Below are 16,474 nucleotides of genomic sequence, written 5' to 3'. Positions count from 1 at the left end.
GCGCGCCGGGGCCAAGCAGTACGCTGCCCCCCATGCTTGTCGCCGCCGCTGTCTGCCCCTGCCCGCCCCTGCTGGTACCCGAGGTCGCCGCCGGGGCCGCACCCGAGCTCGACGCCGCGCGGGACGCCTGCGCCGAGGCCCTCGGTGTGCTCGCCGCCGCGCGCCCCGATCTGCTGGTCGTGGTCGGGCCCGCGGACCTGCCGGGGCGCGGCCCGCACCCGGAGGGAGCCACCGGCACCTTCAAGGGCTTCGGCGTCGACCTCGGCGTCCGGCTCGGGCGCGACCGCGGACCGGTGGCGGACGACACGCTCCCGCCGTCCCTCGCCGTCGGCGCCTGGCTGCTGGCCCGCGCGCGATGGGACGGTGCGCCCATCGAGGGGCTGGGCGTGGGGGAGCCGCTGGAGACCGGTCGCTGCACGAGCGCCGGACGGGACCTGGCCGCCAGGGCGGACCGGGTCGCGCTGCTCGTGATGGGCGACGGCAGCGCCTGCCGCACGCTGAAGGCCCCGGGCTATCTGGACGAGCGAGCCGAGGCTTTCGACGCGGCGGCCGCCCGTGCGCTGGGCGCGGCGGACACCGGCGCGCTGATCGCGCTGGACGAGTCACTGGCGTACGAGCTGAAGGCGGCGGGCCGGGCACCCTGGCAGGTGCTCGCGGGCGCGGCGCAGGGAGCGGGCCTGGCCGGGCGGCTGCTGTACGAGGACGCTCCGTACGGGGTGGGCTACCTGGTCGCCACCTGGTCGTGAGCCCTCTGCCGCCCGGGGACGAACGGCCGACGGCCGTGCAGCGTCGTCGCTCCACGGCCGTGCGTCCGACTTGATCAGTTCATGGTCAGGAAGCGGGCGGTGTACCACCCTCGTCCTTGTGGGTCAGGCGCTCGACCGCGTGCTTGGCCTTCCGCGTACCGGACTCGATCTTGTCGCTGTACTTGCCCTTGGTCTTTTGGTCGACTGTCCGTGCGGCCTTGTCGAGACCGTGGTCGATCTTGTCCCCGTGCTGATGCGCGAGTTCGCCGACCTTTTCCTTGGCGGGGCTCAGCTTGGCCTTCAAATTGTCCAGGAAGCCCATCGGGCACCTTCCCTGCTGGGGGACTGGGGTCGGGCGCTTCCTCGATCCATGAACGAACCATGAAAAAACGCCCATAGCTACTTTGGATTCTACTGTCGTGCGAGACGATCCGCGCTGTCCGGGGTGTCTGTGGCACGACGGGGCAAACTCACTCGTTCGGGAAGAGGTGCGGAGGTTTGCGAGACTGTGGCGGTGAGAAGTTCAGCTCCCGCACCGCGGGTCATCACCGTCGTCGGTCCCACTGCGGCCGGAAAGTCCGATCTGGGGGTATTCCTTGCTCAGCAGCTCGACGGCGAGGTGGTCAACGCCGACTCCATGCAGCTCTACCGGGGAATGGACATCGGCACCGCGAAGCTGACTCCCGCCGAACGCGGCTCCGTCCCGCACCACCTGCTGGACATCTGGGACGTCACCGAGACCGCCAGCGTCGCCGAGTACCAGCGGCTGGCCCGCGCCGAGATCGACCGGCTGCTCGCCGCCGGCCGCACCCCCGTCCTGGTCGGCGGCTCCGGGCTCTATGTGAAGGGCGCCATCGACGCCCTGGAGTTCCCCGGCACGGACCCCGGCGTACGGGCCAGGCTGGAGGAGGAGCTGGTCGAGCGAGGCTCCGGAGCGCTGCACGCCCGGCTCGCCGCCGCCGATCCCGAGGCGGGCCGGGCCATCCTGGCGAGCAACGGCCGCCGGATCGTCCGGGCCCTTGAAGTCATCGAGATCACCGGCAAGCCCTTCACCGCCAATCTCCCCGGTAACGATGCGGTGTACGACACCGTCCAGATCGGCGTCGACGTGGCCCGCCCCGAACTCGACGAACGCATCGCGCTGAGGGTCGACCGGATGTGGGCGGCCGGACTCGTGGACGAGGTCCGCGCCCTGGAGAAACAGGGTCTGCGCGAAGGACGGACCGCGTCCCGGGCGCTCGGCTACCAGCAGGTGCTGGCCGCGCTGGCCCAGGAATGCACCGAGGAGGAGGCGCGTGCCGAGACCGTGCGCGCCACCAAGCGCTTCGCGCGCCGGCAGGACTCGTGGTTCCGCCGCGACCCGCGGGTCCAGTGGCTGAGCGGAGCCGCGGAGGACCGGGGGGAACTCCCGCGCCGGGCGCTGGCGTTGGTCGAACGAGCGGTTACAGCCTGATCACGTGATGGCATCGGGAAGCCCTGCCCGTCATTTCGGTGCCCCGGAGCGTGCCATCATCGAGCATCGATCGACCAGTGGAGTCCGAGTTGGGAGGGCGCGTGGCGATGGAGGCCGGCCCTCGCGACACTGAACAAGACGCACCGGACGCGCTGCACGGGACAGGAAGTCTGAGCCCCGACGGGCCGGACGAGCTCGAAGCGACCCCCGAGGTCGAGGTCGAGCTGCGGCCCGCGCGCAAGCTGCGAATCTGGCAGCTGGCACCGATCGTCATGCTCGCCGCAGTGGGATCACTGATGTTCGCCTTCCCGCTGGCCTTCGAGTTCGGCGACGGCGGCGCGGTCGTGGCCATGCTGGGCCTGCTGATCAGCTGCTGCGCTGCGGGCTGGGGCATGATGGCCGCCCGCCGCGTGGGATACACCTGGCCGGGTCTGCCGCAGCGGGGCTCGGGCGAGCGGTCCGACTGGCGGGTGATCGCCCTGTACGTCGTCGTCGCCGGCGCGCTGGTGGCGCTGGCCATCTGGCGGGTGGCGCGGCTCCGCTGAGCCAGGAGCGGGGCCCCTTCCGCGGGCCGGCCCTCACCCCGGGCCTGCGGGACCGCCCGGGGCCGCCGGTCGGCGGCGCCGTTTCGTACAGTTGCCGTGTGAGCACCTCGCAGATCGCCTTCCTCAAGGGTCACGGCACCGAGAACGACTTCGTGATCGTTCCCGACCCGGACAACATCATCGACCTGCCCGCGTCCGTCGTCGCCCGGCTCTGCGACCGCCGCGCCGGTATCGGCGGTGACGGGCTGCTGCACGCCGTACGGTCCGCCGCGCACCCCGAGGCGCAGGCCATGGCGGGCGAGGCCGAGTGGTTCATGGACTACCGCAACGCGGACGGTTCGATCGCCGAGATGTGCGGCAACGGCGTACGGGTCTTCGCCGGCTACCTCCGGCGCGCCGGACACGTCGAGGAGGGCGACCTCGCCGTCGCGACCCGGGGCGGCGTGAAGAAGGTGCACATCGCCAAGAACGGCGAGATCACGGTCTCCATGGGGCGCGCGCTCCTGCCCGAGGACGGCGTCACGGTCAGCCTCGGCGGCCGCAGCTGGGACGCCCGCAACGTGAACATGGGCAATCCCCACGCGGTGGCCTTCGTCGAGGACCTGGCACACGCCGGTGATCTGCGCTCCGTACCGCCCTACAGCCCCGGCACCGTCTACCCCGAGGGCGTCAACATCGAATTCGTCGTGGACCGCGGACCGCGCCATGTCGCCATGCGGGTCCACGAGCGCGGCTCCGGCGAGACCCGCTCCTGCGGCACGGGCGCCTGCGCCGTGGCCGTGGCCGCGGCCCGCAGGGACGGCCTGGACCCCGCGGAGACCGGCACCCCCGTCACGTACACGGTCGATCTGCCCGGCGGCACCCTCGTGATCACCGAGCGGCCGGACGGCGGGATCGAGATGACCGGACCGGCGGTGATCGTCGCCGAGGGCCTGATCGACTCCGCCTGGCTCGAAACGGCAAGGGCCTAGAGCTTCGCTCGAATGGGTGATCCGTTTCACGCTGGGCGAGAGCCGGACTCCGCCACGTGGTGGGCTCGGTAGCATCAAGCACCGGCCCGGAGGCGCGACCGCGTCTCCCCACCGCCGGTCGACGTCGCCGGAGGTGCCCCCCCATGAGCGCAGAGGCCACCAGCCCAGGTGCCCCCATCCGCAGACGGGGCCGCCCCCGGATCGATCTGCGCAGGCTCGGCCGTGTCGCGCTCCTCGGCCCCGTCCCCCGCGACCGGCTGCCCGACGCCATCGGCCATGTCGCCGAGGCCCACCGGGCCCACCACCCGGACGCCGACCTCTCGATCCTGCACCGGGCCTATGTACTCGCGGAGTCCTCGCACCGCGGACAGATGCGCAAGAGCGGCGAGCCGTACATCACGCACCCGCTCGCGGTCACGCTGATCCTCGCCCAGCTCGGCGCCGAGACGACCACACTCACCGCCTCGCTGCTCCACGACACCGTCGAGGACACCGATGTGACCCTCGACCAGGTGCGGGACCAGTTCGGCGACGAGGTCTGCTATCTCGTCGACGGCGTCACCAAACTCGAAAAGGTCGACTACGGAGCGGCCGCCGAGCCGGAGACCTTCCGCAAGATGCTCGTCGCCACCGGGGACGACGTCCGGGTCATGTCCATCAAGCTCGCCGACCGGCTGCACAACATGCGCACCCTCGGTGTGATGCGGCCCGAGAAACAGGCCAGGATCGCCAAGGTCACCCGCGACGTACTGATCCCGTTGGCCGAACGGCTCGGTGTACAGGCCCTCAAGACCGAGCTGGAGGACCTGGTCTTCGCGATCCTCCATCCCGAGGAGTACGAACGGACCCGCGCGCTGATCGCCGCCGCGTCGGCGCGGCCGGACGGTTCCGGAGCCGCCTGCCAGGACCCGCTCGCGGCCATCGCCGGGAACGTCACGACAGTGCTGCGGGAGGCCGGCATCCCCGCCGAAGTCCTCATCAGGCCACGCCACTTCGTCTCCGTGCACCGGGTCGGCATCAAACGCGGCGAGCTGCGCGGCACCGACTTCGGCCGACTGCTGGTGCTCGTCGGCGAGGACGCCGACTGCTATGCCGTGCTCGGCGAACTGCACACCTGCTTCACCCCGGTGATCTCCGAGTTCAAGGACTTCATCGCCGCCCCCAAGTTCAACCTGTACCAGTCGCTGCACACCGCCGTCGTCGGCGAGGACGGGGCGGTCGCCGAAGTCCTCATCCGTACCCACCGGATGCACAAGGTCGCCGAGGCCGGGGTCATCGCCCTCGGCAATCCGTACGCCGCGGACAGCGGCACCGGCCCCCAGCCGGCCGAACCCGCGGACGGCGAGCGGGCCGACCCCACCCGGCCGGGCTGGCTCTCCCGGCTCCTCGAATGGCAGCAGTCCGCCCCGGACCCCGACACCTTCTGGACCACGCTCCGCGCCGACCTGGCCCAGGACCGGGAGATCACGGTTTTCCGGACCGACGGCGGCACGCTCGGGCTGCCCGCCGGAGCCAGTTGCGTCGACGCCGCCTACGCGCAGTACGGGGACGAGGCGCACAACTGCATCGGCGCCCGGGTCAACGGCCGGCTGGCCACCCTCGGCACCGCGCTCAGCGACGGCGACACCGTGCAGCTGCTGCTCGCCGAGGACGCCGCCTCCGGCCCCTCGCCCGACTGGCTCGACCACGCCCGGACCCCCGCCGCCCGCATCGCCATCAGCGGCTGGCTGGACGCCCACCCCGAGGACGCCCTCAGCCCACACGGCGGTCGGCCCGCACGGTCCGGGCCCGGTCAGCCGTCGCAGGGCCCCACCAGGCCGGGACCACAGGCGCAGGAAACCGGCGGCACCGGGCCCGCCGCGACCGCCGTGGCGGACCGGCCGGACGCCACCGTACGGCTCGCGGGCTGCTGCAACCCCGTACCCCCCGACGCCGTCACCGGATTCGTGGTGCGCGGCGGGGCCGTCACCGTGCACCGGTTGGAGTGTCCCGCTGTCGCCAGGATGCGGTCCGTCGGCCGGGCGCCGGTCGGGGTGAGCTGGGGAGATGTCACCGAGTGCCGGGTCACGCTGATCGCCGAGTCCTTCGGACGCCCCCGGCTGCTCGCCGATCTCACCGAGGCGATCGCGACGGCGGACGCCGCGATCATCGCCGCCACCGTCGAACCGCCCAGCGAGCAGCGTGTCCGGCACACCTACACCCTGCAACTCCCCGACGCGGCCGGACTGCCCGCCCTGATGCGCGCCATGCGCGACGTGCCCGGGGTGTACGACGTGAGCCGGGCCCGGCACCGCGCGGCCACCGTCTGACGCAGGCGGCCCGGTGCCGTCCGCCGCGCGCTCTCATTCGGGTGGCGCGGCGCGCGCCGCGCCTGCCCAGCGGGAAGTCGCTGGTAGCGGTAGTCCATGCCGTTCATCTCCCGCCGTCTGCGGGCCGCTCTGCTGGCCACCGCATCAGCCGCCCTCGTCGCAGCCACCCTTCCCTCACCCGTGCCGCTCGGCATCGGTGATCCGCTCTTCCCTCATCTCGGCAACCCCGGGTACGACGTCCGCGCCTACGACATCGGACTGACCTACCACGGCGACAACAGCAAGCCGCTGGACGCCGTCACCAGGATCGACGCCCGGACCACCGAACCGCTCGACCGGATCAACCTCGACTTCACCCGGGGCACCGTCCGCGCGGTCGAAGTCAACGGTCTGCGGGCCGACTTCGCAGTCAAGGACGAGGACCTGGTCATCGAGCCACCGGTCCGGCTCCCCGCCGGGGTGCCACTGCGCATCACCGTCCGGCACACCAGCGACCCCAGCGGCGACCAGAACAACGGCGGCTGGCTGCGCACCGCCGACGGCCTGGCGATGGCCAATCAGGCCGACGCCGCGCACCGGGTCTTCCCGAGCAACGACCACCCCGCCGACAAGGCGTACTTCACCTTCCGGGTCACCGCGCCCAAGGGCCTCACCGTGGTGGCCAACGGACTGCCCGCCGGTACGGCCCGGCGCGGCGCCGACACCACCTGGACCTACCGGACCGAGCACCCCATGGCCACCGAACTGGCCCAGGTCTCCATCGGGCGTTCCACCGTCCTGCGCCGGACCGGCCCGCACGGACTGCCGGTGCGCGACGTGGTGCCCGCCGCCGACCGGAAGCGCCTCGAACCCCGGCTCAGCAAGACACCCGCCCAGCTGGAGTGGATGGAACAGCAGGTCGGCCGCTACCCCTTCGAGACATACGGACTGCTCGTCGCCGCCACCGAAACCGGCTTCGAGCTGGAGACCCAGACGCTCTCGCTCTTCGAACGGTCCCTGTTCACCAGGACCGACCATCCCGAGTGGTACCTCGACTCGATCATGGTGCACGAGCTCGCCCACCAGTGGTTCGGCGACAGCGTCTCCCCGCAGAACTGGTCCGATCTGTGGCTCAACGAAGGACATGCCACCTGGTACGAGGCCCGCTACGCCGAGGAGCACGCCGACAAGCCGCTGGAACGCCGGATGCGCGAGGCCTACATCAGGTCCGACGGATGGCGCGCGGCCGGCGGCCCGCCGGCCCGCCCCGACGCCCCGGACCCCGGACGGAAGATCAGCCTGTTCCGGCCGGTGGTGTACGACGGCAGCGCCCTGATCCTCTACGCGCTGCGCCAGGAGATCGGTGCGAGCGCCTTCGACCGGCTGGAGCGGAGCTGGGTGCGCGAGCACCGGGACTCCAACGCCACCACCGAGGACTTCGTCCGGCTGGCCTCCCGGACCGCGGGCCGCGATCTGACCTCGTTCCTCGACGGCTGGCTGTACGGGGAGAAGACCCCGCCGATGCCGGGGCACCCGGACTGGCGCAGCACCGTACCCGCCGCACAGCGATAAACCCGGGTGACTGGTGAGGCGCGGCCGTGCCACTATCGACGGGTCGCCGCGGCGGCCGGACCGGAGATTCCCGACGGTGGGAATCATCGGAAGGGGTCACGCGTTGTGACTGATGTAACGGACTTCCAACGACGTAAGGATCCAATGACCTCCTCTTCTTCCCTTCCCCAGGACGCGCAGGATGCGCAGAGCGCTACGGAGAATGTCACCGAAAGCCTCACCGAGGGCCTTCGGGCCGACGCCCTGATGGAAGAGGACGTCGCCTGGAGCCACGAGATCGACGGAGAGCGGGACGGCGAGCAGTTCGACCGCTCCGAACGCGCCGCGCTGCGGCGTGTGGCCGGGCTCTCCACCGAGCTCGAAGACGTCACCGAGGTCGAGTACCGACAGCTGCGCCTGGAGCGTGTGGTGCTGGTCGGTGTCTGGACGTCGGGGACGGTGCGTGACGCGGAGAATTCCCTCGCGGAGCTGGCCGCACTGGCGGAGACGGCGGGTGCCCAGGTGCTCGACGCCGTCTTCCAGCGCCGCGACAAGCCGGATCCGGCCACCTACATCGGTTCGGGCAAGGCGCTGGAGCTGCGCGACATCGTCCTCGAATCGGGGGCCGACACCGTCGTCTGCGACGGTGAGCTCAGTCCCGGCCAGCTGATTCACCTGGAAGACGTCGTCAAGGTCAAGGTGGTCGACCGGACCGCCCTGATCCTCGACATCTTCGCCCAGCACGCCAAGTCCCGAGAGGGCAAGGCGCAGGTCTCGCTGGCACAGATGCAGTACATGCTGCCGCGGCTGCGCGGCTGGGGTCAGTCGCTCTCCCGTCAGATGGGCGGCGGCGGTTCCAGCGGCGGTGGCGGCATGGCCACCCGTGGCCCCGGTGAGACCAAGATCGAGACGGACCGGCGCCGGATCCGCGAGAAGATGGCGAAGATGCGCCGGGAGATCGCGGAGATGAAGACGGGCCGCGAGATCAAGCGCCAGGAGCGCAAGCGCAACAAGGTGCCCTCGGTCGCCATCGCCGGCTACACCAACGCGGGCAAGTCCTCGTTGCTCAACCGGCTCACCGGTGCGGGCGTCCTGGTGGAGAACGCACTGTTTGCCACCCTGGACCCGACCGTGCGCCGGGCCGAGACGCCGGGCGGCCGGCTCTACACCCTGGCCGACACCGTCGGGTTCGTACGGCATCTGCCGCACCACCTCGTCGAGGCGTTCCGCTCCACCATGGAGGAGGTCGGCGAGTCCGACCTGATCCTGCACGTGGTGGACGGCTCGCACCCGGCGCCGGAGGAGCAGCTCGCCGCGGTGCGCGAGGTGATCCGCGAAGTGGGTGCGGTGGACGTGCCCGAGATCGTGGTGATCAACAAGGCGGACGCCGCCGATCCGCTGGTGCTCCAGCAACTGCTGCGCATCGAGAAGCGCGCGATCGCGGTCTCGGCGCGCACCGGTGCCGGTATCGAGGAGCTGCTCGCGCTCATCGACACCGAGCTGCCGCGGCCGTCGGTCGAGATCGACGCGCTCGTGCCGTACATCCAGGGCGGACTCGTCTCCCGGGTGCATGCCGAGGGCGAGGTGATCTCCGAGGAGCACACGTCGGAGGGCACCCTGCTCAAGGCGCGGGTGCACGAGGAACTGGCTGCCGAGCTCTCCTCGTTCGTCCCCGTGGCGCACTGACCGCGGCGCGGCGAGCCTCAGCAAAGGCCGAAGGCCTGCCCCCGACCGGGGGCAGGCCTTCGGCCTTCAGCGGGGTGCCGGTGGACATCAGTGGCCGGCGAACTTCTCGCTCATCGTGGTGAAGACGTCCTTCGCCCCCGGACCCAGGTGGGGACCGGCGAGCCAGCCCGAGGTCACCGGCCCGATGGAGGTGTTGGAGACCAGCACGGACTTGCCGTCACCACCCTTTCTGAACCATCCGCCGCCGGACGACCCACCCGTCATGGTGCAGCCGATGCGGTACATCGCCGGAGTGCTCGGGCTGATGGAGAACCGCCCTGGGCGGTCGACGCACTTGTGCATGATCAGGCCGTCGTACGGGGGAGCGGCGGGATATCCCCAGGCACCCATGGCGCCGATCTGCGAGATCTCGGGAGCGTCGAAGTCGACCGCCAGGGCGTTGCCCACGGTCTCCTCCAGCGACTTGGTGCCCTTCTCCGGCTTCACGTGCAGCACCGCGTAGTCGTAGGGGGCGCCCTCGCCCCCGGTGGGGCCGCCGTCGGCCGGCCATTCCCCGGAGGTCGTCGCCCAGTCCGCCCAGTACGCGCCGTACGGGGCGATCTCCCGGGGCTGTGCGTTCTTCAGGGCGGCGGCGGACTTGCCCTTGTCGTTGTACGCGGGCACGAAGACGATGTTGCGGTACCAGCCACCCTCCGAACCGGCGTGCACACAGTGGCCGGCGGTCCACACCAGGTTGGACCGGCCCGGGTTCCCCGGGTCCTTGACGACCGTGCCCGAGCAGACCATCGAGCCCTCGGGGGAGTCGAAGAACACCTTGCCGACCGGGGCCGCGTAGTTGTGGTAGGGCGTCTTCTCGGGCTCGGCCCGCACCGGGGCGGGCTCCGGGTCGGTGACGCCCCGGCCACCGGAGTCGTCGCCGGCCGCCATGGTCTTCGCCGGGTCCTTGGCCGACTTCATCCGGTCGGGTTTCCACAGGCCCTCGATGACCGGGTTGACGAAGTCCTTGGCCTCACGCAGCCAGTTGTCCTTGTCCCAGTTCTTCCACTCGCCGTTCTTCCACTTCTCCGGGTCGACGCCGTGCTTCTTCAGCGTCTCGGCCAGACCGCCGGGCAGGGAGCCGCCGGCCTCCTGGCCACCCGCGGAGTCGGCGGCGGCCTTGCCGGTCGCGTTGTCCTCGCTCGGACCACAGGCCGTGGCCGTCAGCGCGAGCGCGGCGGCGAGTCCGGTTGCGGCGAGCACCGGACGTATGGATCGCATGGGAAGGGTTCCCCCTGAACTTCCGAAATTGCCATGAACGTGTCATAAAGATGGTGGCCGGACCAGCGGCCACCGAAGATGCAGGGCCCCACCCCATGGCGCTCCCCGACGTGCTCCGGGACACGGCGGCGCGGCCCGTACGGGGCACGGCCGGCCGGCGGCGCGGGGGATCACGGAAAGGGGCCCCGGCGCTCAACTTCCGCGCCAGGGGCCCCTGATGAGCCGTCACCGGGATCGTCGTCCGTCACCGGGACAGGCCGGGTGACGGTCCCTCGTCACTGTCCGGCGTACTTCTTGCTGACCGACTCGTAGACGCCCTTGGCCTCCTTGCCGAACCGCGGCCCGGCCAGCCAGCCGGCGGTCACCGGCCCGATGGAGGTGTTCGAGACCAGTGCGGGCTTGCCGTCCTGTCCCTTCGCGACCCAGCCACCGCCCGAGGAACCGCCGGTCATGGTGCAGCCGATGCGGTACATCGTCGGGTCCTGCGCCGTCAGCGAGAGCCGGCCCGGCCCGTCCACGCACTGGAACGCCTTCTGGCCGTCGTACGGCGGAGCGGCCGGGAAGCCGGTCGCCGTCATGCTGTCGATCTTCGGCACGGCCGGGGCGTTGAACTCGACCGGCAGCGCGGAACCGACCGTCTCCTCCAGGGACTTGCCCGTCGAGCCCTTCTCCGGCGCCACGTGCAGCACCGCGAAGTCGTACGGCGCGCCCAGTCCGCCCGTCGAGGAACCCTGCGAGATCCACTGGTCGGACGTCTGCGCCCAGGTGCCCCACCACACGCCGTAGGGAGCGATCTCCTGCTTGGTCGCCTTCTTCAGCTGGGTCAGGGAAAGGCCCTGGTTGTTGTACGAGGGCACGAAGGCGATGTTGCGGTACCAGCCGCCCTTCTTGCCCGCGTGCACACAGTGCCCGGCGGTCCACACCAGGTTGGACTTCCCGGGGTGCGCCGGGTCCTTCACCACGGTCGCGGAACAGACCATGGAGCCCTCGGGGCCGTCGAAGAGCAGCTTCCCCGACTCGGCGGCATTGGTGTGGTACGGCGTCTGGACGCCCGCGGCCCGGACCGGTGCGGGCGTCGGGTCCGTCACGCCCTCGTCACCCGAGATGTCGTTGTCGACCGGCTTCTCGGGCGACTGGTCCGCGTCCCGCATCCGGTCCGGGTCCCACAGGTCCTCGATGATCGGGTTGACGAAGTCCTTGGCCTCACGCAGCCACTTGTCCCTGTCCCAGTTCTTCCACTCGCCGTTCTTCCACTGGTCGAGGTCGATCCCGTGTTCCTTGAGCCGGTTCTTCAGGTCGTCAGGAATCGTTATCTTGCCGTCCGACGACTGGTCGGCGGGGATGCTCGGATTGTCACTCGCGTTGTTCTCCTCGGGCCCGCAGGCCGTGGCGGTGAGCGCGAGAACCGCGCCGACCGCGGCCACGGCGAGCACCGACGAGGGCCGGCGGCCCGCCCTCCCCCGGCGTGCGGCGAGAACCGGTCGAATGAGTCGCATGTGGTGATCCCCCTGGGACTTCGTAACTCAACACTTCTGTACTGCACTGCGGTACTGCTCCGAGCCACCTGCTCCGAACACCCTGCTGACTCCCGGACAGCTGTCCGGGGTCCTGTGCGGCCCCCACTATGCCGGTGCCGTTGGGGACGGTGAGCGGCAGGTCCGTGGTTCCGCCTCCGCAAGGATCTTCGGATTCCCCGTGATCCGCCGCGCCCGGCGTCGTTGGTACGTGCGAGGGACCCGGGGACGACGTTCAACCCCGCACTCCGTCCACGCACCGACGTACTGATGTGCAATGCAACCGTTACAGCGGGAGGACCTACAGCCGTGGCCTTGACCGAACCAGCCCCGGTGGCAGCACCGGCGGTGCACGAGGCGATCCTGCGCCGCCAGTCCCTGCGCGAATCCGCCGCCCGGACCTATGCGCGTTCCCTGCCGATCGTGCCCGTGCGGGCCCGTGGACTGACCATCGAGGGCGCGGACGGGCGGCGGTATCTCGACTGCCTCTCCGGAGCCGGCACCCTGGCGCTCGGCCACAACCACCCGGTCGTCCTGGAGGCGATCAAGAAGGTCATCGACTCGGGTGCGCCACTGCATGTGCTCGACCTCGCCACCCCGGTCAAGGACGCCTTCACCACGGAGCTGTTCGCCACCCTGCCGCGGCGGTTCGCCGACAACGCCCGGATCCAGTTCTGCGGACCTGCCGGCACGGACGCGGTCGAGGCGGCGTTCAAGCTGGTCCGCGGCGCGACCGGCCGCAGCGGCCTGCTCGCCTTCACCGGCGCCTATCACGGGATGACCGAGGGAGCCCTCGCCGCATCGGGCGGCGCCGAGGACGTACGGGTGACCAGGCTGCCCTTCCCGCGCGACTACCGCTGCCCCTTCGGCGTCGGCGGCGAGCGCGGCGCGGAGCTCAGCGCCCGCTGGACCGAGAACCTCCTGGACGACCCCAAGGCAGGCACAGCGGCACCGGCCGGGATGATCCTCGAACCGGTCCAGGGGGAGGGCGGTGTGAACCCCGCCCCCGACAGCTGGATGCGCCGGATGCGCGCGATCACCGAGGACCGCTCCGTCCCGCTGATCGCCGACGAGGTCCAGACGGGCGTCGGCCGCACCGGCGCCTTCTGGGCGATCGAACACAGCGGGGTCGTGCCCGACGTGATGGTGCTCTCCAAGGCGATCGGCGGTTCCCTCCCGCTCGCCGTGATCGTCTACCGCTCCGAACTCGACACCTGGCAGCCGGGCGCCCACGCCGGCACCTTCCGGGGCAACCAGCTCGCGATGGCGGCGGGCACGGCCACCCTGGCCTTCGTACGGGAGAACCGTCTCGCCGAACGCGCCGCGACCCTCGGCGCCCGCATGCTCGCCCGCCTCCAGGCGCTGGCCACCGACCACCCCGTCGTCGGCGACGTGCGCGGACGGGGCCTGATGATCGGGATCGAGCTCGTCGACCCGGAGGCCACCGCCCCCGGTGACGGCCCCGAGCCCCCGCCCGCGCCCGCCCTGGCCGCCGCCGTCCAGCAGGAGTGCCTGCGCCGGGGACTCATCGTCGAGCTCGGCGGACGCCACTCCACCGTCGTACGCCTCCTGCCTCCCCTCACCCTCACCGACGAACAGGCAACAGCGGTCGTGGACCGCCTCGCCGACGCCCTGGCAGCCGCCGAACGGCTGCCGCACTGCCGGATCACGACCGGGTCGATCCGCTGACCCCGGACACCTTCACAAGAAAGACCGCCGTGAACCCCACCCCCACCCCCGCGCCCCAGGCCGCCGGCTCTCCCCTCACCCAGCCGCTCGCCGGCCCCCTGGCCGTCGAACAGTCCACCGTGCCGCGCCAGATGACCGCACCGCCCGACGAGCGGTACACCCCGGACTCCGCGGCCACCGGCGGGGCGACGGCCGACCCGCTCGACCACCCGGACCCGCTGCGGGCCGCCGAAACCGCGGGCGCGGAGAATCTGCTGCGCTGCTGGGTCCGGGAGACCGGCCAACCCGGCCCCGACGGCAGCACGCTGCGGATCCCCCTCCCCGCCAGCGGAACGGCCCTGCTCGTCCCCGTCCTCTACTGGTCGGCCACGGGCTGCCACCGCTTCGGCCCGCCCGTCCTGGAGGGGGCACCCGAAGGAGCGCGGCCCGCCGACGCCGTGACGATCGCCGCCCTCCTGGGCCGGGAGGCCGACCGCGACGAGGGCGCCGACATGGTGGCCCGGGTGGCCGACTCGGTACGGCGCACCGCCGGCTTCATCGCCGAACGGCGTCGCGCCCCCCACGCCCCGGCGGATGCGGACCTCTTCCTCACCGCGGAGCAGTCGCTGCTGTTCGGACACCCGCTCCACCCCACCCCCAAGAGCCGCGAAGGGCTCTCCGACGCCGAGTCCCGCCTCTACTCTCCCGAGTCGCACGGCTCCTTCCCGCTGAACTGGATGGCCGTCGACCGGTCCGTGCTGGCCACCGACTCCGCCTGGACCGACCAAGGCCGTCCCGTCGCGGCCACCGAGCTGCTCATCTCCCACGCCGAGGGGCTGCGCCTCCCCGACAACACCGCACCGATTCCGCTCCACCCCTGGCAGGCCCGCGAGCTCGCACACCGCCCCGAGGTGGCCGTCCTGCTCGACGCCGGACTCCTCCATGACCTGGGACCGCACGGTGGCCGCTGGCACCCCACCTCCTCGGTCCGCACTGTGCACCGGCCCGGCGCCGAGATCATGCTCAAGCTCTCCCTCGGCGTACGCATCACCAACTCCCGCCGGGAGAACCTCCGCAAGGAACTCCACCGCGGCGTGGAGGTCCACCGGCTGCTCCGCAGCGGGCTCGCCACGCAGTGGCACGCCGTCCATCCGGGCTTCGACATCGTCCGCGACCCCGCCTGGCTCGCCGTCGACGGCCCGGACGGCGAACCCGTGCAGGGCCTCGACGTGATGCTCCGCCACAACCCCTTCGGACCGCACGACGACGCGGTCTGCATCGCGGCCCTGACCGCCCCGCGCCCGACGCCGGGCAGGACGGACATGCGCTCGCGCCTCGCCGAGATCGTCCATTCACTGGCCGCCGTCACCGGAAGGACCATGGGCGCGGTCGCCATCGAGTGGTTCCTGCGCTACCTGGACCGCGTCGTGCGCCCCGTGCTCTGGCTCGACGGCCACGCGGGCGTGGCCCTCGAAGCGCACCAGCAGAACACCCTGGTGCTGCTCGGCCCCGGGGGCTGGCCGGTCGGCGGCCGGTACCGCGACAACCAGGGCTACTACTTCCGCGAGTCCCACCGCGCGGCGCTGGAGCACCGGCTCCCCGGCATCGGATCGGTCAGCGACACCTTCGTCTCCGACGCGGTCACCGACGAACGCTTCGCCTACTACCTGGGCATCAACAACGTGTTCGGCCTGATCGGGGCGTTCGGCGCCCAGCACCTCGCCGACGAACGCGTACTCGTCGCGGCCTTCCGCCGGTTCCTCGGCTCGGCCGCCGCCCTGGGCTCCCCGCTCCCCGCCCGCCTGCTGGAAGAGCCCCAGCTGCGGTGCAAGGCCAATCTGCTGACCCGTATGCACGGCCTGGACGAACTCGTCGGCCCCGTCGACACCCAGTCCGTCTACGTCACTATTGCCAACCCCCTGTGCGCCTGAGGGAACATGACCACCGCCTGAACCGCCGAGAGGAGCGCGATACCGTGGCTACCGCCGATGCGGACACCGACCCGGGCAGCGGCCCTGCCCCACCGGCCGACGCAGGTGCCGAGGACACCCTGGACCTGGAGCTCCCCGATGAGCTCCTCGCCCTGCTAGGGGAGGACCCCCCGGACACCGGGAGCGATGCGGGCCAGGCGACAGGCGCGCGGCCGACCGTGAGCGGGGCCGCCTCCTCCGATCTGCTCGACCGCCCCGCTGACTGGCGGCCGGTCACCACCCCGGCCGGCGTCCTCCAGCTCGTGCCCGTGCGACTGGAACGCGACCTCGCCGTACTGAGCCGCTGGATGAACGACCCGGCGGTCGCGGCCTTCTGGGGACTCGCCGGACCCGAAGCCGTCACCGCCGTCCATCTGCGCGCCCAACTCGACGGCGACGGACGCAGCGTCCCCTGCCTCGGCGTGCTGGCGGGCGTCCCCATGAGCTACTGGGAGATCTACCGCGCGGATCTCGACCCGCTGGCACGCCACTATCCGGCGCGTCCGCACGACACCGGGATCCACCTGCTCATCGGCGGCGTGAACAACCGCGGACGCGGCCTCGGCACCACCCTGCTGCGGGCCGTCGCCGACCTCGTACTCGACAACCGCCCCCGGTGCGCCCGCGTGGTCGCGGAACCCGACCTCCGCAACACCCCGTCCGTCTCCGCCTTCCTGAGTGCCGGCTTCCGCTTCTCCGCGGAACTCGAACTCCCCGACAAACGAGCCGCCCTGATGGTCCGCGACCGAACCCTTCGTGCCCAGCTGTGAACGAACTGCCGCCCAACTCACACCGCTCGAACCCCATCGGTTCCATCCCGAGGAG

General features: G+C 71.5%; 13 protein-coding genes. 10 read left to right on the top strand and 3 right to left on the bottom strand.

From position 1 onward, the window contains the following. The first annotated feature begins 32 nt into the window (after nt 1-32). The gene (locus IE107_RS26020; protein WP_189546764.1) at nt 33-746 is read left to right on the top strand and encodes a class III extradiol dioxygenase subunit B-like domain-containing protein; all 714 of its coding nucleotides are present in this window, start codon (nt 33-35) and stop codon (nt 744-746) included. An 85-nt stretch (nt 747-831) separates the two neighbouring features. Here IE107_RS26020 and IE107_RS26015 read toward each other — a convergent pair whose 3' ends face one another. Then, on the bottom strand, nt 832-1,068 hold the full coding sequence (locus tag IE107_RS26015; RefSeq protein ID WP_189546763.1) for an antitoxin: 237 nt from the start codon (nt 1,066-1,068) through the stop codon (nt 832-834). 192 nt (nt 1,069-1,260) lie between these two features. On the opposite strand from IE107_RS26015, the gene miaA reads away from it, so the two are divergent. From miaA to hflX, 6 genes are all read left to right on the top strand, one after another. After that, nucleotides 1,261-2,199, top strand: a complete 939-nt coding sequence (gene miaA / locus IE107_RS26010; protein WP_189546762.1) for a tRNA (adenosine(37)-N6)-dimethylallyltransferase MiaA — start codon at nt 1,261-1,263, stop codon at nt 2,197-2,199. A 107-nt stretch (nt 2,200-2,306) separates the two neighbouring features. Further along, on the top strand, nt 2,307-2,744 hold the full coding sequence (locus tag IE107_RS26005; RefSeq protein WP_189546802.1) for a hypothetical protein: 438 nt from the start codon (nt 2,307-2,309) through the stop codon (nt 2,742-2,744). A gap of 98 nt (nt 2,745-2,842) precedes the next feature. After that, on the top strand, nt 2,843-3,715 hold the full coding sequence (dapF, locus tag IE107_RS26000; RefSeq protein ID WP_189546761.1) for a diaminopimelate epimerase: 873 nt from the start codon (nt 2,843-2,845) through the stop codon (nt 3,713-3,715). A gap of 143 nt (nt 3,716-3,858) precedes the next feature. Beyond that, entirely contained in the window at nt 3,859-6,024 is a 2,166-nt protein-coding gene (locus IE107_RS25995) for a RelA/SpoT family protein (RefSeq protein ID WP_189546760.1), read from the top strand. Between the two features lie 96 nt (nt 6,025-6,120). After that, nucleotides 6,121-7,575 carry a M1 family metallopeptidase gene (locus tag IE107_RS25990; RefSeq protein ID WP_189546759.1) on the top strand — a complete coding sequence of 485 codons (1,455 nt, stop codon included), beginning with the start codon at nt 6,121-6,123 and terminating at the stop codon, nt 7,573-7,575. A 144-nt stretch (nt 7,576-7,719) separates the two neighbouring features. After that, nucleotides 7,720-9,240 carry a GTPase HflX gene (gene hflX / locus IE107_RS25985; protein WP_189546758.1) on the top strand — a complete coding sequence of 507 codons (1,521 nt, stop codon included), beginning with the start codon at nt 7,720-7,722 and terminating at the stop codon, nt 9,238-9,240. An 87-nt stretch (nt 9,241-9,327) separates the two neighbouring features. Here hflX and IE107_RS25980 read toward each other — a convergent pair whose 3' ends face one another. Together IE107_RS25980 and IE107_RS25975 are read right to left on the bottom strand one after the other, a co-directional pair. Next, nucleotides 9,328-10,497 carry a trypsin-like serine peptidase gene (locus tag IE107_RS25980; RefSeq protein WP_189546757.1) on the bottom strand — a complete coding sequence of 390 codons (1,170 nt, stop codon included), beginning with the start codon at nt 10,495-10,497 and terminating at the stop codon, nt 9,328-9,330. Nucleotides 10,498-10,772: 275 nt separating this feature from the next. Then, entirely contained in the window at nt 10,773-11,993 is a 1,221-nt protein-coding gene (locus tag IE107_RS25975) for a trypsin-like serine peptidase (RefSeq protein WP_189546756.1), read from the bottom strand. A 327-nt stretch (nt 11,994-12,320) separates the two neighbouring features. On the opposite strand from IE107_RS25975, the gene IE107_RS25970 reads away from it, so the two are divergent. The 3 genes from IE107_RS25970 to IE107_RS25960 are packed head-to-tail and all read left to right on the top strand — an operon-like array spanning nt 12,321 to nt 16,419. Continuing rightward, a complete protein-coding gene (locus IE107_RS25970) occupies nt 12,321-13,700 on the top strand; it encodes a diaminobutyrate--2-oxoglutarate transaminase family protein (RefSeq protein ID WP_189546755.1) in 1,380 nt (459 codons plus the stop codon). A gap of 29 nt (nt 13,701-13,729) precedes the next feature. Continuing rightward, entirely contained in the window at nt 13,730-15,610 is a 1,881-nt protein-coding gene (locus tag IE107_RS25965; RefSeq protein WP_229867249.1) for an IucA/IucC family protein, read from the top strand. A 44-nt stretch (nt 15,611-15,654) separates the two neighbouring features. Then, the gene (locus IE107_RS25960) at nt 15,655-16,419 is read left to right on the top strand and encodes a GNAT family N-acetyltransferase (protein WP_189546754.1); all 765 of its coding nucleotides are present in this window, start codon (nt 15,655-15,657) and stop codon (nt 16,417-16,419) included. The last annotated feature ends 55 nt before the right edge of the window (nt 16,420-16,474 follow it).

The organism is Streptomyces gelaticus, assembly GCF_014649535.1.
In the GTDB taxonomy this organism is placed as follows: domain Bacteria; phylum Actinomycetota; class Actinomycetes; order Streptomycetales; family Streptomycetaceae; genus Streptomyces; species Streptomyces gelaticus.
The sequence above is the reverse complement of the archived record's forward strand: the minus strand, read 5'-3'. Positions and strand labels throughout refer to the sequence as shown.